The organism is Bryocella elongata, assembly GCF_900108185.1.
Taxonomy (GTDB): Bacteria; Acidobacteriota; Terriglobia; order Terriglobales; family Acidobacteriaceae; genus Granulicella; species Granulicella elongata.
Window position 1 is genome coordinate 22,901 of sequence record NZ_FNVA01000003.1, and the last position, 17,882, is coordinate 40,782.

The 17,882-nt window shown below is 63.1% G+C and carries 18 protein-coding genes; 5 read left to right on the plus strand and 13 right to left on the minus strand.

What is annotated here, in order from left to right; translation table 11 throughout:
• Positions 1 to 193 precede the first annotated feature (193 nt).
• Both C4S68_RS09410 and C4S68_RS09415 read left to right on the plus strand, forming a co-directional pair.
• The gene (locus C4S68_RS09410; RefSeq protein ID WP_235011482.1) at positions 194 to 2,155 is read left to right on the plus strand and encodes a lytic transglycosylase domain-containing protein; all 1,962 of its coding nucleotides are present in this window, start codon (positions 194 to 196) and stop codon (positions 2,153 to 2,155) included.
• Between the two features lie 281 nt (positions 2,156 to 2,436).
• On the plus strand, positions 2,437 to 3,186 hold the full coding sequence (locus C4S68_RS09415; RefSeq protein ID WP_200821523.1) for a hypothetical protein: 750 nt from the start codon (positions 2,437 to 2,439) through the stop codon (positions 3,184 to 3,186).
• A 90-nt stretch (positions 3,187 to 3,276) separates the two neighbouring features.
• Here C4S68_RS09415 and C4S68_RS09420 read toward each other — a convergent pair whose 3' ends face one another.
• From C4S68_RS09420 to C4S68_RS09460, 9 genes are all read right to left on the minus strand, one after another.
• On the minus strand, positions 3,277 to 3,807 hold the full coding sequence (locus C4S68_RS09420) for a peroxiredoxin (RefSeq protein WP_103932829.1): 531 nt from the start codon (positions 3,805 to 3,807) through the stop codon (positions 3,277 to 3,279).
• A 110-nt stretch (positions 3,808 to 3,917) separates the two neighbouring features.
• Positions 3,918 to 4,802, minus strand: a complete 885-nt coding sequence (locus tag C4S68_RS09425; protein ID WP_103932830.1) for an LpxI family protein — start codon at positions 4,800 to 4,802, stop codon at positions 3,918 to 3,920.
• Positions 4,799 to 5,074, minus strand: coding sequence for a helix-turn-helix domain-containing protein (locus C4S68_RS09430; protein WP_103932831.1), 276 nt, complete (start codon positions 5,072 to 5,074; stop codon positions 4,799 to 4,801). The genes C4S68_RS09425 and C4S68_RS09430 overlap by 4 nt, the downstream gene beginning before the upstream one ends.
• Positions 5,071 to 5,421: a type II toxin-antitoxin system RelE/ParE family toxin gene (locus C4S68_RS09435; protein ID WP_103932832.1), complete on the minus strand. Its 351-nt coding sequence runs from the start codon at positions 5,419 to 5,421 to the stop codon at positions 5,071 to 5,073. Before C4S68_RS09435 ends, C4S68_RS09430 begins: the two co-directional genes overlap by 4 nt.
• A 15-nt stretch (positions 5,422 to 5,436) precedes the next feature.
• Positions 5,437 to 6,228 carry an acyl-ACP--UDP-N-acetylglucosamine O-acyltransferase gene (gene lpxA, locus C4S68_RS09440; RefSeq protein ID WP_103932833.1) on the minus strand — a complete coding sequence of 264 codons (792 nt, stop codon included), beginning with the start codon at positions 6,226 to 6,228 and terminating at the stop codon, positions 5,437 to 5,439.
• A gap of 4 nt (positions 6,229 to 6,232) precedes the next feature.
• Positions 6,233 to 6,787, minus strand: a complete 555-nt coding sequence (gene fabZ, locus C4S68_RS09445; RefSeq protein WP_103932834.1) for a 3-hydroxyacyl-ACP dehydratase FabZ — start codon at positions 6,785 to 6,787, stop codon at positions 6,233 to 6,235.
• A 123-nt stretch (positions 6,788 to 6,910) separates the two neighbouring features.
• Complete coding sequence (locus C4S68_RS09450; protein ID WP_103932835.1) at positions 6,911 to 7,648, minus strand: inner membrane CreD family protein; 738 nt, start codon at positions 7,646 to 7,648, stop codon at positions 6,911 to 6,913.
• An 84-nt stretch (positions 7,649 to 7,732) separates the two neighbouring features.
• The gene (locus tag C4S68_RS09455; RefSeq protein ID WP_103932836.1) at positions 7,733 to 8,128 is read right to left on the minus strand and encodes a transcriptional regulator; all 396 of its coding nucleotides are present in this window, start codon (positions 8,126 to 8,128) and stop codon (positions 7,733 to 7,735) included.
• Complete coding sequence (locus tag C4S68_RS09460; RefSeq protein WP_103932837.1) at positions 8,115 to 8,771, minus strand: hypothetical protein; 657 nt, start codon at positions 8,769 to 8,771, stop codon at positions 8,115 to 8,117. Before C4S68_RS09460 ends, C4S68_RS09455 begins: the two co-directional genes overlap by 14 nt.
• A 210-nt stretch (positions 8,772 to 8,981) precedes the next feature.
• Here C4S68_RS09460 and C4S68_RS09465 point away from each other — a divergent pair, with 210 nt between their 5' ends.
• Positions 8,982 to 10,721, plus strand: a complete 1,740-nt coding sequence (locus tag C4S68_RS09465; RefSeq protein WP_103932838.1) for a phospholipase C — start codon at positions 8,982 to 8,984, stop codon at positions 10,719 to 10,721.
• Positions 10,722 to 10,837: 116 nt separating this feature from the next.
• Positions 10,838 to 12,460 (plus strand): multicopper oxidase family protein, encoded by a 1,623-nt coding sequence (locus C4S68_RS09470; RefSeq protein ID WP_235011483.1) that lies wholly within the window; start codon positions 10,838 to 10,840, stop codon positions 12,458 to 12,460.
• A gap of 27 nt (positions 12,461 to 12,487) precedes the next feature.
• Here C4S68_RS09470 and C4S68_RS09475 read toward each other — a convergent pair whose 3' ends face one another.
• Positions 12,488 to 13,345: a hypothetical protein gene (locus tag C4S68_RS09475; protein ID WP_103932839.1), complete on the minus strand. Its 858-nt coding sequence runs from the start codon at positions 13,343 to 13,345 to the stop codon at positions 12,488 to 12,490.
• Between the two features lie 935 nt (positions 13,346 to 14,280).
• Positions 14,281 to 15,087 (minus strand): SDR family NAD(P)-dependent oxidoreductase, encoded by an 807-nt coding sequence (locus C4S68_RS09485; RefSeq protein WP_103932841.1) that lies wholly within the window; start codon positions 15,085 to 15,087, stop codon positions 14,281 to 14,283.
• A 175-nt stretch (positions 15,088 to 15,262) separates the two neighbouring features.
• On the opposite strand from C4S68_RS09485, the gene C4S68_RS09490 reads away from it, so the two are divergent.
• Positions 15,263 to 15,664 carry a DoxX family protein gene (locus tag C4S68_RS09490; RefSeq protein ID WP_103932842.1) on the plus strand — a complete coding sequence of 134 codons (402 nt, stop codon included), beginning with the start codon at positions 15,263 to 15,265 and terminating at the stop codon, positions 15,662 to 15,664.
• Between the two features lie 29 nt (positions 15,665 to 15,693).
• Here C4S68_RS09490 and C4S68_RS09495 read toward each other — a convergent pair whose 3' ends face one another.
• Both C4S68_RS09495 and C4S68_RS09500 read right to left on the minus strand, forming a co-directional pair.
• Positions 15,694 to 16,404: a hypothetical protein gene (locus tag C4S68_RS09495; RefSeq protein WP_103932843.1), complete on the minus strand. Its 711-nt coding sequence runs from the start codon at positions 16,402 to 16,404 to the stop codon at positions 15,694 to 15,696.
• Positions 16,405 to 16,470: 66 nt separating this feature from the next.
• The gene (locus C4S68_RS09500; protein WP_103932844.1) at positions 16,471 to 17,859 is read right to left on the minus strand and encodes a nucleotide sugar dehydrogenase; all 1,389 of its coding nucleotides are present in this window, start codon (positions 17,857 to 17,859) and stop codon (positions 16,471 to 16,473) included.
• Between the last annotated feature and the right edge of the window lie 23 nt (positions 17,860 to 17,882).

The window sequence follows — 17,882 nt, forward strand, 5'->3', positions numbered from 1 at the left end:
GGACGCGCGAAATGCCTCGAATCTCTAGGCTAACAGAGCGGAGGCTGGGAGTTCGCGGGCCGTCCGGCGATCAGGGGCACTCGGCTCTTTCATGAGGTCATCTTGTGAGGTCATCTTGGCGGACGACGATTCCCTGGCAATGATGGCGAAGCGGAGACGCGCAGCGAGTCCAACGAGGGTTCCAGCCCGTACAATGAACAGGTCGATGGTGAACCTGCGGCAGAGCCCTCTATGGATGCGATCGCTGATGGCGCTGAGCGGCTTGCCGCTGCTGGTGCTGCTGGCTGGCTGCCCTGACGATTCATTGCCTCCACCTGCGGCGGCTGGCAGCATGCCAATTGCGGCGACGGCTCCTTCCACCTCTCGCAGCACGGTGTATCCCTCCCAGCCCACGCCTGCATTGCAGGCGGCCAAGCCGCAGACGAGCAAGGCTTCGGGACCGAGTGCGCAGCAGACGGCGTCGCAGCAACCCCAACAGCCTGCATCGCTGCCGAATGCGCCTGCCACGCAGCAGACCTCGCGCAAGGCGCAGGACCTGATCAATCGGGTAGAGACGACCTATAACTCGGGCGTGTCGAACTACAACGCCAACCACCTGGACGCCGCGCGGATGGACTTCGACTCCGCCGTGGACCTGATGCTTTCGAGCGGCATGGATCTGAAGGGCGATCAGCAGCTGGCGGATGAGTTTGAATCGCTGGTGTCGCGGATCAACTCGCTGGAGATGGTGGCGCTGAAGGAAGGCAACGGCTTCTCACCGAAGGTGGAACCGGCGCCACTGGATGTAGCGCTGGGCGAGGTCACGTTCGGGCCTCCGGACCCTGCACTGCTGGGCAAGGTGAACGCCGAGCTGAAGACGACGCAGTCGGATCTTCCGCTGGTGGTGAACAACTACGTTGCGGGGTTCATCAGCTACTTCTCCAACTCGCAGGCGGGACATGCGCACCTGGTGGCATCGCTGGAACGCGCAGGCAAGTACAAGGAGATGATCCAGCGGATCCTCCGCGAGAACGGCGTGCCGCAGGATCTGATCTACCAGGCGGTGGCGGAGTCGGGCTTCCAGCCGCAGGCGCTGAACGCGCGGTCGGGCGCTGGTGGCATGTGGCAGTTCATGCCGTTTGCCGGAGCGTACAACCTGGAGCGCAACGGATACTTCGACGAGCGGTTCGACCCGGAGAAGTCGACCGTGGCTTACGCGAAGTACATGAAGGGCCTGTACGCGCAGTTCGGCGACTGGTACCTGGCGATGGCCGCGTATGACTGGGGTCCTGGCAATGTGCAGCGCGCCGTGAGCCGCACGGGGTATGCGGACTTCTGGGAGCTGTTGCGGCACAACGCCATGCCCGCGGAGACGCGAGCGTATGTGCCGGGCATCATCGCGGCGGCCATCATGGCGAAGAACCCGCAGCAGTATGGGCTTGCCAACATCACGCCGATGGCTCCGGTGCTTTTTGACACGGTTTCGACGAGCTACGCGATTGACCTGCGGCTGGTGGCAGACCTGACCAGCGCGAGTGTGAGCGAGATCGTCGCGCTGAACCCCGCGCTGCTGCGGATGCAGACGCCCCGAGATATTCCTTACGATCTGCGGCTGCCGCCGGGCAGCAAGCAGGTCTTCCTGGAGCGGCTGAAGGATATTCCCGAGGACAATCGCGCGAGCTGGCGGTTCCACGTGGTGAAGGCGGGCGAGACGCTCGACGACATCGCCACGAACTTCCACGCGCGGGCGACAGAGATTTCGAGCGTGAACGAAATCACTGCGGCGAACCCGATGGCGACCGGTGATGAGCTGGTGATTCCGATCCACTCGAGCGGCTCCAACGGCGAGCAGCACTACAAGGCACGCCGTGGAGATACGCTGGTGACGATCGCCGACCACTTTGGCGTGACGGTGGAGCAGCTGCGCTCATGGAATCACATGAGCACGAACACCGTGGCTGCCGGACGGACGATCTTTGTTGCGGAACCGGTGCGGCTTGCCCCCAGCGTGCGCGCCTCGCGAACCAAGCGTGGAGCCAGGACGAGCGTGAAGGCGAGCAGCAGAAGCAGCGCACATTCGCCAGCACACAGTGCGGCAACGAAGAGTTCTGCATCCAACCGGAAGAGCGCACCGAGCACCAAGGCTGGCGCGAAGAAGACAACGAAGAAGAAGTAGCGGTGATCGATTGCAGCTGCATTGCCGATGTCTTGAGTCACGATCACAGGCTGTCACGAAGGACGTCACGCATGAGGAATGCAAGTGGTCATCGTGTTGAGGCAAAAAAGTAAGGCTGCACCAAAAAAGGTGCTTGCTATTTGGCTCACTGCGGCGTAATTCTAACCGTACAATTCGTGCGAAGCGTGTGTAGCGTAGCAATCGCGCAACGTATCAAAAGCAGGAACGCGGTAGGGATTGAGGCGATAAGCCAAACTCCTTAAGGCATGAGGTGAATGGGTATGCTGCAGGACGACGAAACCATTAAGCTGTACGCTTCCGCTGATGGAGCTCAGGACGATATGGATGACCTGGACTCTCCCGATGAGATCGACGAGATCGAAGAGGACGAAGTCGAAGAGTTCAGCACTCAGCCGGACACGCATGTGGAAGAGGTCGTGATCGTAGCGGCGCCTCCATCATCCGGTGAGCCCTACGAGCCAGCGGAGTCGATGTCCTTCGAGGCGACGCCTGCTCCCGCACCGGTGAAGGCCGCGAAGAAGAAGGCAGCCAAGAAGGCCGTTGCCACCAAAGCCGTTGCGAAGAAGGCGCCCGCCAAGAAATCAGTGAAGAAGGCAGCGACGAAGGCTGCCGTAAAGTCGCCCGCGAAAAAAGCGGCGAAGGCGGTTGCCGTGAAGACGGCGGCCAAGAAAGCGCCGGCCAAGAAGGCCGCGAAGAAAGTGGTAAAGAAAACATTGAAGACAGCAGTCGTTAAGAAGGCAGCCGCCAAGAAGGCGACGAAGAAGGTTTCAGGTTCTGCCGCGAAGAAGGTCAGTGCTCTGCGCGGTAAGAAGGCAGTCGGCAACAAGAGCACTAGCACCAAAAAATCAACTATGAGAGGTATCACCTTGGCAACGAAGAAGGCTGCAAAGAAGGCCGTAAAGAAGGCTGTGAAGAAGGCAGCTCCCGCGAAGAAGGCCGTTAAGAAGGCTGTGAAGAAGGCCGTCAAGAAGGCTGCAAAGAAGGCCGTCAAGAAGGCTGTGAAGGCGTAGTTTTCTCCTTCGCTCAGTAGCAAACAGGCAAGCAAAAGCGCCCGGACTTCGGTCCGGGCGCTTTTGCGTCTGCCTGAGTTTGCTTTGAGCCTAGCTTCCGGCCTTGATCGCCGCCATCACGTCGTCGCTGTGGTTCTGGATGTCAGTGACTTCCCAGAACTTGACGACTTTGCCCTTGGGCGAGATGAGGAAGGTCTGGCGCTTGGCGAAGTGCATATCGCCGTGGGACATCATGGGCACGCCGTACTCATCGACCACCTTGTGGTCCGGGTCGGCGAGCATCTTGAAGTTGAAGCCGTCCTTGGTGCACCAGGTCGCGTGGCTCTCGACGGTATCGAGCGAGACGCCGAGAACCACAGCGTTCAGAGCCTTGTACTTGTCCTGATCGCGCTGAAAGTTGTGCGCTTCAAGCGAGCAGCCGGAGGTCTGATCCTTGGGGTAGAAGTAAAGGACGACCCACTTGCCCTTGTACTCATGCAGCGAGACCGGCTTGTTGTCCTGCGAGGGAAGGGTGAAGTCCGGCGCTTTGGAGCCGACGGTGAGGGGCTCAGCCGTTGCAAGCGCGGGACCGAGGGCGAGTCCGGCCATCATACCTGCGGCCGCAATCTTCTTCAGAAGCATGGGTGCATCTCCTTGAGGTGCCTGTAGCCGGTCGAGGCATGAACTCCGCCGGTTGACCCGCGTGCTGACATATTACCTGTGTCGAGTGACAGAAGACGACTGGTGCTTGATCAAAGCGTCGTGGCGCCGGAATGTCCGAAGATCGCGATCCCTGCAGCGTCAGCGGCGGCGATCATCGCGGCGCGGTCAAAGGTAAGCGTCCGGCCGGCCTCGATGGCGAGGCAGGTCGCTCCTGCGGTGCGCATGGTCTCGATGGTGGGTAGTCCGACGACCGGGACGTCGAAGCGGAGATCCTGCTTCGGCTTGGCGACCTTGACAACGGTGAGCGAGCGGGCGAGGGTGCTGGCGTCGCCGTCTTCGTGAAGCGTACGCATGATGTCTCCGGCACGCAGGATGGTGGCGTCGGTGCCCTCCATGGCCTCGACGGCCACGCAGGCTGCGGCAGCGATGACAACGGTCTGGCCGAGGTCGAAGCCGGCGATGCCGCGGGCGACATCGACACCATAGGCGATGTCGGCGAGCTCCTGGTCGGTTGGTTTGCGACTGGTAATCGGGCCTGCGGGAGCGAGCATCGGCTCAAGGTAGGCGGTGGAGGATTCGAGGTGGATGCCTTCGTCGCCGAGGACCCTGGCGACGGCGCCGAGCAACATGTCCGTGTTGCGCGTGCGGAGGCTCATCAGCAGCTTGGCGAGACGCCAGTCGGGGCGGATCGCAGAAAAGATCTGCTTGTGTTTGACCTGGCCGGCCATCACGGCGCGGGTGACGCCCTCGCGCTGGAAGGTCTCGATGAGTTTGGAGAGCTCGCCGAGCGAGAGCCAATGCACGCGGATGAAGTCAGGGTCGAGGCGGGCGCGATCATTCATCTCGGGCTCGGTCTCCTCCTTGATGGCCGCGACGACAACGCGGAGACCGTGGGCGCGTGCGGCGTCAAGCAGCAGGAAGGGAAAGCGGCCGTTGCCGGCGATGAGGCCGAGGGTGTTGGCGGAATCCGTCATGCTGCCGTCAGTTCGAAGGAGACTCGGAGGCCGAGCGAAGCTGCCATGTTGACGAGGGCGTCGATGGAGAACTTGTCGATGCGTCCACGCATGAGGTCGTTGAGGCGCGGCTGGGAGACCCGGCATTGCTTTGCCGCAACTGCTTGCGTCCAGGAGCGGCTTCGAATGATCTCACGCAGCTCTCGCATGAGCGAGGCGCGGGCTTCGAGATTCGCACCCTCTTCAGTTGAGAAGCCCAAGGCGTCCCATACGGAATTGAATTCCTCGATCACGAGGGGTTCTTCCTTTTTCTTTGCTGAACGAGTTGCTCGTATCGGCTTCGTGCCAACTCGAGGTCGCGCGGGCTCGTCTGCTGCGACTTCTTTGGGAATGCGTGCAGGACGTAGACGGCTTCTTCCAGCCGCGCCAGGTAGATGATGCGATACGTTCCCGATTCGACCCATACGCGAAGCTCCTCTACCCCTGCTCCAATGGACGGCATGGGCTTGAAGTCGGAGGGGTGCAAACCGTGCTGCACACCTTGAAGCTCAAAGCCAGCCATTCGCCTGGCCGCCGGGGGAAACCGCTGAACAGCCTTGGGGGAGTCGCCCAGCCAGCGCAACGGCTTGAGTATATCCATATCGATATAAAATCGCTACTTGATGACACCGCGTTCGCTCTTCTTGACGAAGTCGATGAGGTACTGGATGTGTTCGTCGCCGGCGCCGGAGTCGAGCATGTCGTTCATGGCTTCGAGGGCCTGGGTGGTGTTGAGCTTGCCGCCGATGAGCAGGCGCATGGCGGTGGTGAGCTTGCGCAGCTGCTCGTCGGTGAAGCCCTTGCGCTGCAGGCCGACCTTATTGAGGCCGTAGGCGTGGTTGTTGCGCTCGACCGAGGTGAGCGAGTAGGGCAGCACGTCCTGCGTGATGGTGGTGCCGCCGCCGATATAGGCGTACTTGCCGATGGTGCAGTACTGGTGCACGGGGCCGAGGGCGGGGGTGGTGACGTAGTCCTCCACGGTGACGTGGCCGGCGAGGGTGGTGGCGTTGGCGAGGATGCAGCCATTGCCGATCTGGCAGTCATGGCCGATGTGGACGTAGGCCATGATGAGGCAGCCGGAGCCGATGCGCGTGATGCCGCCGCCGCCTACCGTGCCGCGGGAGATGGTGACGGACTCACGGATGACGTTGTCATCGCCGAGGACGCAGCGGGTGGGCTCCTGCTTGTACTTGAGGTCCTGGGGTTCGATGCCGACGCTGGCGAAGGGAAAGAAGCGGTTGCCACGGCCGATGGTGGTGTGGCCGTCGAGGACGACGTGCGAGATGAGATCGCAGTCCTCGCCAAGCACCACGTGCGGGCCCACGGTGCAGAAGGGGCCGATCTTTGTCGAATCGGGGACGATGGCGCCTTCGGCGACGATGGCGGTGGGATGGATGTTGGCGGGCACGGGCTTACTCCGCAGTCGGGGACTTTGTGGCGGGCGCGGCTTCGCGCCTGCGGGGGACGAGCTGGGCGGAGAAGGTCGCGTCACAGACGACCTTGCCGTCGACGGTGGCGGAGCCTTCCATCTTGACGGCGCGGGAGCGCCACTGGATAACCTTCACCTCGATGCGGACCTGGTCGCCCGGCGTGACTGGGCGGCGGAAGCGGGCGTTTTCGATGCCGGTAAAGAAGATGAGCTTGTCGGCGCGATCTTCCTGGGAGTACTCGGTGAGCATGAGCGCGGCGCCGGCCTGGGCCATGGCCTCGATGGTCATGACGCCGGGCATGATGGGGAAGTCCGGGAAGTGGCCCTGGAACTGAGGCTCGTTCATCGAGACGTTCTTGATAGCGACGATGCGCACCCTGGGCTCGACTTCGATGACGCGATCGATGAGCAGGAAGGGGTAGCGATGCGGGATGATCGCCATGATCTCGGTGATGTCGAGGGTCTGCTTCGGGGTGACGACAGGGGTGGTTTCGGTCGCGGGTGCTTCGGCCACTGCGGTGGTTTCGGTATCACTCATAGCAGCGGTCAGGATATCAAGAGGCGCGGGCAGGGGATAGGGCTCTGCTCCCCTGCCCGCTCGCAGCGGTTTCCCCTGGGGGCGATATCCGCAGCCGCGAGGGGTTTCCGTGCTACTTGCGGCCTACTCCAGCCATGAGTCGCGGACCTGGGGCGAGGGCGGAATGGCTCCTCCGGCAACGGCCGGAGCAGGAGCACCAGCACCGTACCAATCCACATTGCGCGTGATGTACATGGCTGCGGCGATGGCGCAGAAGCTGGCGATGGCTCCGACGAGGAGGGCGTAGGCCTCTACCCGGAGGAGCACATAGATGAAGCCGTAGAGGGCTGAGAAGACTGCGAGGGCGCGGTAGGCCAGCTTGCGGCTCTGGAAGACCCACTCGGTGTTGAGCGCGAAGAGCGAGACGGTGGCAGCGCCAGCGATGAGGAAGCTGAGGTCGAAGCCGATGTGCTCGGCCAGTGAGAGCAGCAAGAGGTAGAAGATGATCTGCGCGATGCCGACCATGGCGTACTGCGCTGGATGCGCGCGACGGCCACTGAGGACCTCGAAGAGGAAGTAGGTGAGGAAGACGAAGCCCAGAAAGAGCGTGATGTAGTGCAGCGAGCGGCGCGTGGACCGGTAGGAGTCGGCAAGGCGGATGCCGAAGACGGTCTTGGGCTGGTTGGCGTCTTGCGCCGTGGAGCTCTCTGACGAGGCGGCGAGCAGGCCGTGATTATTGGCGCGCTCGGTGGTGAGGCTCTCGACGAAGAAGCCGGAGAGGCTCATGACCAGGGCGAGCATCGTGATGATGAAGAACTTGGCTCCCAGAGAGGAAGAGCGAAGGCCGAAGGGGAGCGGTTGAGGGGAGGCGAAGGAACTCATGCGGGTTTCTCCTTTTCGAGCGCTGACTTTGTAATGCAAAGTTGAGGAGCGTGCAGATCCCTTGGACCGAAAACAGACCTGCGGCTAGGTGTTGATGGGAGTAAGCTTGCGGCGGAGCGCGGGTTCGTCTGCCTCGTCGTCGGCGGCGGCGGCGTCGCGCACGACTTGCTCGAGGATGGTCAGGTAGTCGAGGTAACGCTTGCGGCCGGCAGGGGTGATGCGCAGCGTGGTGAGGCCGCGACCGGCTTCGGTGTCCTTGGACGGGCGGACCATGCCGTTCTCCTCCAGAACCTGGAGGTGCCGGGCGAGGTTGCCGTCCGTGAGCGCGCAGAGCTCTTTGAGCTCGACGAAGCTGAGCCCATTGCGATGCGTGATGAGCGACGTGAGGATGCTGAGGCGGGCGCGCTCGTGAATGACGCGATCCAGGCCCTCGTAGGCGAAAGGAGCGGTCGTGGGAGTGGGGGCCTTAGGCTTCGTCATCGAGATCTTCCTCTCCGTCCTCAAGCGCGAGCGTGCGGTGCGATGCCGAGCGATGAAGGACAGCGACCAGAGCCATGCCGAGGCCATAGGGCAAGCCCATCCAGGCAGGTGACAATGCCCGGTTATCTCCGAGCCACAAGCAGCTAAAGCCTGTGAGCAGGAACCAGAGGCCGACCAGCACCATCGACCGGGGCATGCAGCGGACCGAAGCGAAGACGCCCAGGCTGAAGATGACCTGCCATAAGCCGGGGAGCATCCAGAAACCGATGGGCGAAGCGTGAAGCAGCGCATGAAGCAACACCACCGGCAGGATTGCGCCGGCTGCGGCTGCGGGGAGAAACTGCAGCACCGCGAGGCGGATCATCTCGTCGGCCATGGGGCCGTGGAGATGATTCGCACGGGTGAGCATCTGCGTGGCGATGAGCGCGGCACAAAGGACCGCCGTTGAGAGCCAGAGCGCGACGTACTCGACAGGATGCGCCGCCGGGGTCGGAAGCCAGTGCGACTGCGCTGCCGCCGCCAGCAATGCGAGCAGGGCCGTCGCCGAGAGAGTAGCCGGACCGTAGCCACGGAACTCGGTGGTCTGGGCGACCTGCCGCCGGATGCTGCGGATGTCGGTGAGTGCCTGGTGGAGATCGGTCATGGGCTGAATGCTTTGCAACGCAAAGCCAGCGTACGCTTTGTGTCGCAAAGTGTAAACAGAATTTTTCTACTGACGTGATTCGCTCGCCGAGGTGAGCTTCGACCATGGCCGGTTCACGCACGATTCACATGCAATTGACCGTCGTGACACGTTGGTGGGACGGGCAACGGGAAGAATGGGGTCGGTACCAATCCCCCTTGAGGCCATTTCATGCGCCAGCTTTACGCCCCTCTTTCGTTCGCGGTCGTCCTCTTACTGGCAGGCTGCGGGGCGACACCTCTGCCGTCTGCTTACGTACCGCCCACGACGCCAGCTGTCGTCCCGACGACGGCCCAGGCCGCCATCAAACATGTGGTCGTGATCTTCGGCGAGAACATCTCGTTTGATCACTACTTTGGCACCTATCCGAACGCCGCGAATACGGGTGGAACGACCTTCACGGCAGCTTCGGGCACACCGACGAACATCAGCAACTACGTGACGAGCCCGACGCTGCTGACCGCCAACCCGAACCTGAACGCGGCCAACCTGGTGACGGCGTCGAACTCGGTTCCTTCGAACCCCTTCCGCCTGGGTCCGAATCAGGCTGCGACCGGCGACCAGGACCACAACTATGGTCCCGAGCAGGTGGCGTTTGACGGCGGCAAGATGGATCTGTTCCCGCTGTCGGTGGGTGTTCCCGATACGGCTGCGCTGGTGAACGAGACGGCTGCTCCCGGGACGGCCGGCACCAACGCCCTCACGATGGGCTACTACGACGGCAACACCGTGACTGCGATGTGGAACTACGCGCAGCACTTCTCGATGAACGACCACTCCTTCGGCACGACCTTCGGAGCTTCGACGCAGGGTGCGATCAACCTGATCTCGGGCCAGACGAACGGCGCGAAGGTGATCCTGTCGGGCGCTGCTTCGGGGACGATTGCGGACGGACAGGGCGGACTGACGCTGATCGGCGATGAAGACCCCGCATACGACGTGTGCTCGTCCTCGAGCGCGACGGTGCAGATGACGGGCAAGAACATCGGCGACCTGATGAATGCGGCCGGCGTGACCTGGGGCTTCTTCGAGGGCGGCTTCAACCTGACGTTGACCAACGCCAACAACGGCGCGGTGATCGCGTCGGGTACGGGATGCCTTCCGGGTGAAGCGGCCGGCAGCCGCGCGACGGGCGCCGTCAACATCCCCGGCAACCCGCTGAAGGCTGACTACATTCCCCATCACCAGCCGTTCCAGTACTACGCGAGCACGGCGAACCCGGCTCACAACCGTCCGGCTTCGACTGCTGCGATCGGAACTGCCGCGGATACCGGCACAGGTGCGACCCAGGCCAACCACCAGTACGACATCCTGGACTTCAATGCGGCCCTGGCGGCGGGCAACCTGCCGGCGGTGAGCTTCCTGAAGGCTCCGGGCTACCAGGACGGTCACGCGGGCTACTCGGATCCTCTCGATGAGCAGACCTTCGTGGTGAACGAGATCAACGCGATCGAAGCTTCGTCCTTCTGGGCGAACACCGCGATCATCATTGCGTACGATGACTCGGACGGCTGGTATGACCACCTGAACAGCATCCTGAACGGATCGCAGACGACGGCGGATGCGGCGTTCTGCAACGTGGCTCCGACGCTGGCGGGTGTGACCTCGACGGCTCCGGTGCAGGGCCGCTGCGGTTATGGTCCTCGCCTGCCGCTGCTGGTGATCTCGCCCTGGGCGAAGACCAACTACATCGACAACACGGTGACGGACCAGTCTTCGATCTCGCGGTTTATCGAGGATGTGTTCCTGGGCAGCGCGCGCATCGGTGGCGGTTCGTATGACGCTTCGGCAGGCACGCTGATGAATATGTTCAACTTCAGCAATGTAGCTGCACCGCCGAGCCCGACACCGCTGTTCCTGAGCCCGAGCACGGGAGCTGTCTGCAGCCCGTCAACGGCAGCCTGCAAGTAAGACGCGGCAGGGCTTCAGACCAGGAGCCCATACCGAATCTAGTATCAGGCGGCACGCGCTCCCAACGAGCGCGTGCCGTTCGCTTTCTCGTTCAAGTACCAGGCTGGAGATTCGCTTTGCCCTTCGATCGACGTTTGTTCCTGCAACAGGCCATGGCGTTCACGCTGGTGAGCGGTTCCGGCAAAGCCTTTGGTCAACACACGATGCAGGCGATGGCGCCGGCGAGCGATGGACAGGCTGCGCAGCATCCCGCGGCCTTGGTGCCGCCGTTGTTGCGTGCCGCGACGCTGACGCCGTTCGTCGATCCACTGCCGTTGCCGAAGAAAATCCACGCGGGACATGAGACGGTCCGCATCGCCATGCGCGAGGTGCGGGCGAAGTTCCACCGCGATGTGCCAGAGACGAGGGTGTGGGCCTACACGGATGCAGCGGACCACTCGCCGAATGCGTCGACTCCCATCCTTGAGGCACGAAGCCATCGGCCGATGAAGGTGGAGTGGCTGAACCAGCTTCCGACAAAGCACTTTCTGCCCATCGACTACAGCCTGCATGGCTGCGGGCGCGAGCTGCCGGAGGTGCGGACGGCGGTGCATCTGCATGGAGGCAAGTCACCTTCGTCCGAGGATGGCTATCCGACGGACTGGTTTGTGCCGGGCAAGTCGAAGACGTGCACGTATCCCTTGGCGCAAGACGCGGCGACGCTGTGGTTTCACGATCACGCGATGGGGCTGAACCGCTTGAACTCCTATGCGGGACTTGCGGGGATGGTGCTGCTGCGCGATGACGCAGAAGACAGCCTGCATCTTCCGGGTGGAGCGTATGAGCTGCCGCTGATACTTTCCGACAGGTTGCTGACGAAGGAGGGCCAGCTGTACTACCCGACGTCGGGCGATCCGGAGCATCCGTGGGTGCCGGAGTTCTATGCGGACTCGATCCTGATCAACGGGAAGATCAAGCCGTATGTCGAGGTGGAACCTAGGCTGTATCGGTTGCGAATTCTGAATGCGGCGAACAGCCAGTTCTTTGCGCTCGCGCTCTCCAACAAGCAGCCGCTGCAGGTGATTGGCAGCGACCAGGGGTTGCTGAGCCAGCCTGAGGCAGTGCCGATGGTGTTGATGGCTCCGGCGGAGCGGCTGGATGTGCTGGTGGACTTCTCGCAGAGCGCGGGGCAGCAGGTGCAGCTGCGGACGGGGTTGACCGACCTGATGCAGTTTCGCGTGGGAGCCGCATCCGCGAAGGCGGCGGCGAGTGCCATGCCGACTGCGCTGAGGAAGATCGAGGCGATCCCGGAGAGCTCGGCCATCGTGACGCGGACGATCACGCTGGACGAGGTGCGCGATACGCGGCAGAACCCGATGATGATGCTGCTCAATCGCAAGCGCTGGCATGAGCCGGTGACGGAGACGCCGAAGCTCGGCAGCACGGAGATCTGGGAGTTCGTGAACCTGACTGAAGACACGCACCCGATGCACCTGCACCTGGTGCGCTTCCAGGTGCTGGATCGCCGGGCGTTCGAGCCGTTCTTCTACCTGAACTACAAGCAGCGCAAGTATCTCGCGACAGCGATTCCACCGGAGCCGATCGAGCGGGGATGGAAGGATGTCGTGCAGTGCCCGCCGGGGATGATCACGCGGATCATCGTGAGGTTCGATGGGTATGCGGGCAAGTATCTCTACCACTGCCACGTGCTGGAGCATGAGGCGAACGACATGATGCGGCCGTTCGAGGTGCTGGCGTAGGGCTGTTGCTCTTGCGAAGAAGAGCGGCTACTTGACCTTCTTCTCCAGCGGGCGGTCGGGGTTGAAGACGTCGTCGGAGAGTACTTCGTTGTAGCGGACTTTGGTGAAGAAGCGCTGGGAGACCATCTCGCCGTTGTGGGAGCGGGTGATGTTCATCGGCGTCATGATGCCCTGGAAGGGCTGGTAGTCGTCGTAGACCTCGATGTCGGTGTCCCAGTCGTGGAAGCGGTCGTCGCGATACTGGAAGGTGCGGGCGAGGGGCAGGTGGGAGCCGGTGTCGAGGAGGATCTCGACGGCGTCGTTGGCGGTGGTGAGGACGCTTACCTTCTCGACGAGATGGCGGTCGAGCGTGGTCTGGCCTTCGTCGGTGACGAGGACGCCGGGCTGCTTGAGCCAGTCATGCACTACGGTATCGAGCGAGTGAGCGCGGCGGCGCTGGAAGTCAGCGACGTCGAGCTTGAGCAGCTCCTTCTTGCCCTTGTAGGTGATCTCGTAGCCGTTGTCGGGGGTCCAGACCTCGGCGACGTCGCGATGGTCGGTGGGGAAGAAGACGCCGATCTTGGTGATGATGACGACGCGCTCACCATAGGGCTTCGCGCGCTCATAGGTAATGAAATGCGTGACGCCCTCATGCGGCCTGCCCTGGTAGAAGGAGGCCGACTGGCCCTCGAGGGTCCAGGTGGTCTTGTTGAGCCACGCATCGCCGCCGAGGGCAGCGATCATCTGGTCGAGCAGCTTCTTCCCCTTGCCGCCGTTGAGTTCCTCGGCGCCGGTGGCAGCGCTGGGGATCGTGGAGGCCTGCGCGTGCAGGCGCACGGGCACGGCCAGCAGCGGCAGGAGGAACACGGCATGCGCGAGACGGCGAGGGAGAGTGAGGAGCTTCATACGTGGGTAGGGCACCGCGGGAGCATGGGGCTCCCTGTCTAGATTAGACGGTGCCTGGGGCTGGGCGCATGCAGGGGATGCGACGGTCGCGGGACGGGGGGAAGAGTGAGCGCGGAGCGATGCATGGCTCCGGCGGGCCGACTTGAACGAGGCCGCATTACCGAACGTTCCGGAAACCTCGTATCTTAGAACCTCTACTGATTGGGGCACGCCTTGAGATACTGATGCGATGCAGCCTCTATTCAGCACCAGCGCGCGGTCTGCTTACAAATCGCTCTTGTCGATAGCCGTGGGTTGGGGAGGCGCCCTCGTCCTGTTTGGGCTACTAACAGAACTAAGCGGGTATCTCGGGCCTTGGCGCGAGCTTGGAGTGGTTCTCTTGTCGTACTGGTGGATATGGCTCGGCCCTTTGGCACTCGCATTAGGTGCATCTCTGGGCCTAAGAGGCAGATGGAACACGGCCAGCATCTCCGCGATCTGGGTCGGTTGCCTGAGCCTCACTGCGATGATGTTGTATCTATTGGTTGCGCTGGTGCGCGATGCTGCCGATCCTCTCATTGCGAAGCCGAGCCTAGACCTGGTTGTATTTCTCATTGTCAGCTTACTGGTGGCCCTCTGGTCCGACGCCACCGCTCTCCGTCTTAGTCGGAAGGCGAAGTAGCTCCTCGAAAGTCGGCTGTTCGGCAGTGGACGTTCCGGGGTCGGGCGGAATCATGGGCCATGCCAAAGTAGAATCATCGGCATGCGCGGATCGGATGAAACGCCTTGGCGTTGGATCGGTCTCACTCTGCTCGTTGTCCTCGCCTTGCTAATCTTATTAGCTTGGCTCCGGGGCGGTGCTTGAATCCCCACACAGTCGGACTTTCGACACTTCGATCACACCGCCCCATCGAGGGAGTGTTGGTCCCGTAGACGAGCTTCTCGCAAGATACGAGTTATCCCACCAGCACGGCGCCGCCGTTGACGTTGAAGATCTCTCCAGAGACGAAGCCGGCCCAGGGGGTGCAGAGGAAGAGCAAGGGGCCGGCGATCTCTTCGGGCTCGGCGGGGCGGCCTAGCGGGATGAGCGAGAGTGCGGGCTTCGACAGGATGGGGTCGGCGAGGGTGCTGGCGGACATTTCCGTGCGGACCCAGCCTGGGGCGACGCAGTTGACGAGGATGCCTTTGGGCGCGAGCTCGGAGGAGAGGCTCTTGGTGAGGGAGAGGAGCGCGCCTTTGCTGGCGGCGTAGTCGGCGTGGAAGGCCTCGCCGCGCTGGGCGGCGGTGGAGGCGACGAAGAGGATGTGGCCGCGGGTGGGGCTGGTCTTCCAGCTAACGGAGTCATCGGCGGCCACAGGCTGCTTCAACATCTGGGCGGCGGCGGCCTGAGTGATGCCGAAGACGCTTTCGAGGTTGATACCGAGCGTGGAGCGCCACTGCGAGGAGGGCATGGTGTCGATGGGCTGGTCGTGCGGGGGCCAGACGCCGTGGTTGAGGATGACGGCGTCCAACCTCCCAAAAGCAGATACCGCAGCGGCGACGAGCGCTTGACCGTCCTCTGCGCTGGCGAGCTCCTGCTGGATGGCGCTGCAGACGTCGGGGCCGCCGCACTCGGCGACGAGAGCATCGGCCTGCGCGGAAGCCGCGCGATAGCTGAAGATCACTCGCGCACCGGCGGAGCGGAAGACACGGACGGTGGCGGCGCCGATGCCGCGTGAGCCTCCGGTGATGAGCACGACCTTGTTGGCGAGGGAAAGCTGCATGTAGAGCGCGTCCGTTGGTGGCTGGCTGCCGCAGGTTCATTCTAGCGATGCCGGCGACGGCGTAGATCCCGCGTTGAAACGTTACGACAAAGACCGAACCGACGATGCAGCGTCCGCGCTAATATGGTGACTCCTTCGGGCCACTCGGTGCGCCTCTACTCTGTAGGAGATTTCTATGAAGATCGTCATTCTCATCTGCCGCGTCCTGCTCGGGCTCATGTTTGTTGTCTTCGGCCTCAACGGTCTGCATCCCTTCATCCCGATGAAGGGCGCTCCTGCGATGCCCCCGGATGCGATGACATGGTCGGGCATCATGATGACCACGGGCTGGATGAAGGTCCTGTCCGGCGTGCAGATCCTCGGTGGCGCGCTGGTGCTCAGCGGGTTCTTCCTGCCGCTGGGGATCGTGCTGCTGTGTGCCGAGACGTTCAACATCCTGTGCTTCCACCTGTTTTTGACGGGCGGGCAGATGATTGCACCGGGGATCGTGACCGGCGTGCTGGAGCTGGCGGTGATCTTCGGCTATCGCGATATGTTCCGCGGCATGTTCCAGGCGCGCGCGTCGCTGTCGATTTAGTGAATCGTAAAGCTCGCGAAGCGTAAAGCTTAGTCGACCATGAGCTCGCCGGGGACGATGGGGCGGGTGCGGGGCAGGCGGCCGTTGGCTGCGGCGAGGCCGAGGAGCGCGAGCGCAATGGTGTAGATCGCGAGCTTGATGGCGGAGGCCTCGCGGGTGTTGGGCAGGGTCTTCCAGAAGATCATCAGCACTGTCTGCGCGAGGGTGACGGACCAGACGCTGCCGTAGAAGTAGCGGCGCTCGGTGCCTTCGCCCTTGGTGGACTTCTTGACGCGTGGCAGCCGGCCGAGCGCTCCTAGTGCAAGGATCGTCAGGCTCAGCGGAGCATAGGCGTAGTTGTAGATCTGCTTCAGGTACCAATGGCCGGTGATGGCTGCGACGGCGAGGCCTGCGAAGTTGAGGCTCGCGAAGGTGATGACGGCGCTCCACGCGAAGGTGTAGCAGACGCGGCGATAGAGCGGGTTGGGCTTGTCCTCGTCGAAGCGCAGGATGTAAGGCGCGGGCTCAGCTCCGGGCAGAGCACCGCGGTAGGCTGCGATTCCGGTACCGATGAGTACCAGCGCCAGCCATGTGGCATTGGCCTTCGAGAAACCATGGGCGAAGAGCGAGAAGGTCAGCGGACCCGGAGCGAGGAAGAAGACCCAGATCCAGATGGGCCAGTGCAGCGCACGGTAGATGGTGGTGTTGCGGGTACGCATCTTGCGATGGTCGGAGTACTCAAGCTGTCCGGTGTAAGGCATGGATGGGACAAGTATGGCACGCGGGGATTGCGGCCTCGCCAACGCGAGGTGCCTCAGCAGCGGACATCAGCAACGAACAATGTTGCCTGCCGCGATACCGCGCGTGGCGTTGCGTGTGTCAACGAAGAGCTTCGATCTCGTGACCAGCTCACGGACGTCGTAGGCGGAGTGGTCGGTGGCGAGGAGCACGCAGTCGAAGCTCGCGAGGTCTTCGAGTGGGGTCGAGGTCATCTCCAGCTCGTAGTGGCGGCCAGTGCCGACTGTGGGGAAGAAGGGATCGTTGTAGGCGATCTCTGCGCCAGCCTCGCGGAGCAGCTCGAGGATGCGTAGCGAGGGCGACTCGCGGAGGTCATCGACGTCACGCTTGTAGGCCACGCCGAGGACGAGCACCTTCGCGCCCTTGATCTGGACGCCGCGTGCAGCCAGGGCCTCGCGCGTGCTATCGACGACGTATGCGGGCATCGACTCGTTGATCTCGCCAGCGAGCTCGATGAAGCGTGCGGAGAAGCCGACCTGCTCGCCCTTCCAGTTGAGGTAGAAGGGATCGACGGGGATGCAGTGGCCACCGACCCCGGGGCCGGGATAGAAGGCCTGGAAGCCGAAGGGCTTGGTCTCCGCGGCGGCGATGACCTCCCAGAGGTCGATGTGGAGGCGCGCGCACAGGAGCTTGAGTTCGTTCACCAGCGCGATGTTGACGGCGCGGTAGATGTTCTCGAGCAGCTTGGTCATCTCTGCCGCGGCGGGTGAGGACATGGGAACGGTGCTGGCGAAGACCTCGCCGTAGAGAGCGCAGGCGGCGGCGGTAGCTGTCGCGTCGACGCCGCCGACGACCTTGGGGATGCTGCGGCGCGGGATGGTGGCGTTGCCGGGGTCTTCGCGCTCGGGCGAGAACGCAACGAGGATGCCGTCGAGGGGCTGCGATGCGGGCGTGGAGGTGTGGTCTGCGGGTGCACCGGAGCGGAGGACCTTGTGTCCGGCGCGCTCGATGGCGGCGACGATGATCTCTTCCGTGGTGCCGGGCCAGGTGGTGCTTTCGAGGACGACGAGCTGGCCCGGGCGAAGGTGCGGAGCAAGCGCCTCGATGGTGACGACCACGTAGCTCATGTCGGGCGTGTGGTCGGCGTGCAACGGGGTGGGAACGCAGAGCAGGATCGCGTCGAGGGATGCCGCTTCGGCGAAGGTCGACGAGGCGTGGAAGCCTGAGGCTTGTGCCGCGCGAATGTGCTCGGGCTCGATGCGGTGGATGTAGCTGCCGCCAGCGTTGAGGGTGTCGACCTTGGCCTTGTCGATGTCGAAGCCGGTGACGAGGAAGCCGTCTTCCGCAAAGAGGAGCGAGAGCGGCAGGCCGACGTAGCCGAGGCCGACGACGCCCACGCGCGCGGTCCGGCCGTGGATGCGCTCGCGGAGCTCGCCCAGGGTGGCGGCGGCGGTGATGGAGGATGCGGTGAGGGGCATCGGCAGGTTGTGGACCTCGCTCT

Bases quoted from the DNA above. Each gene is read 5' to 3' on its own strand.
- C4S68_RS09485 (WP_103932841.1), bottom strand. From the start codon at position 15,087: ATGCAGCTTTCCCTCGCCAACAAGGTCGTGCTCATCACCGGAGGCTCA.
- C4S68_RS09460 (WP_103932837.1), bottom strand. From the start codon at position 8,771: ATGACCGATCTCCACCAGGCACTCACCGACATCCGCAGCATCCGGCGG.
- C4S68_RS09415 (WP_200821523.1), top strand. From the start codon at position 2,437: ATGCTGCAGGACGACGAAACCATTAAGCTGTACGCTTCCGCTGATGGA.
- C4S68_RS09450 (WP_103932835.1), bottom strand. From the start codon at position 7,648: ATGAGTTCCTTCGCCTCCCCTCAACCGCTCCCCTTCGGCCTTCGCTCT.
- C4S68_RS09425 (WP_103932830.1), bottom strand. From the start codon at position 4,802: ATGACGGATTCCGCCAACACCCTCGGCCTCATCGCCGGCAACGGCCGC.
- C4S68_RS09465 (WP_103932838.1), top strand. From the start codon at position 8,982: ATGCGCCAGCTTTACGCCCCTCTTTCGTTCGCGGTCGTCCTCTTACTG.
- C4S68_RS09435 (WP_103932832.1), bottom strand. From the start codon at position 5,421: ATGGATATACTCAAGCCGTTGCGCTGGCTGGGCGACTCCCCCAAGGCT.
- C4S68_RS09495 (WP_103932843.1), bottom strand. From the start codon at position 16,404: ATGCCTTACACCGGACAGCTTGAGTACTCCGACCATCGCAAGATGCGT.
- C4S68_RS09475 (WP_103932839.1), bottom strand. From the start codon at position 13,345: ATGAAGCTCCTCACTCTCCCTCGCCGTCTCGCGCATGCCGTGTTCCTC.
- C4S68_RS09420 (WP_103932829.1), bottom strand. From the start codon at position 3,807: ATGCTTCTGAAGAAGATTGCGGCCGCAGGTATGATGGCCGGACTCGCC.
- C4S68_RS09490 (WP_103932842.1), top strand. From the start codon at position 15,263: ATGAAGATCGTCATTCTCATCTGCCGCGTCCTGCTCGGGCTCATGTTT.
- C4S68_RS09500 (WP_103932844.1), bottom strand. From the start codon at position 17,859: ATGCCCCTCACCGCATCCTCCATCACCGCCGCCGCCACCCTGGGCGAG.
- C4S68_RS09410 (WP_235011482.1), top strand. From the start codon at position 194: ATGAACAGGTCGATGGTGAACCTGCGGCAGAGCCCTCTATGGATGCGA.
- C4S68_RS09455 (WP_103932836.1), bottom strand. From the start codon at position 8,128: ATGACGAAGCCTAAGGCCCCCACTCCCACGACCGCTCCTTTCGCCTAC.
- fabZ (WP_103932834.1), bottom strand. From the start codon at position 6,787: ATGAGTGATACCGAAACCACCGCAGTGGCCGAAGCACCCGCGACCGAA.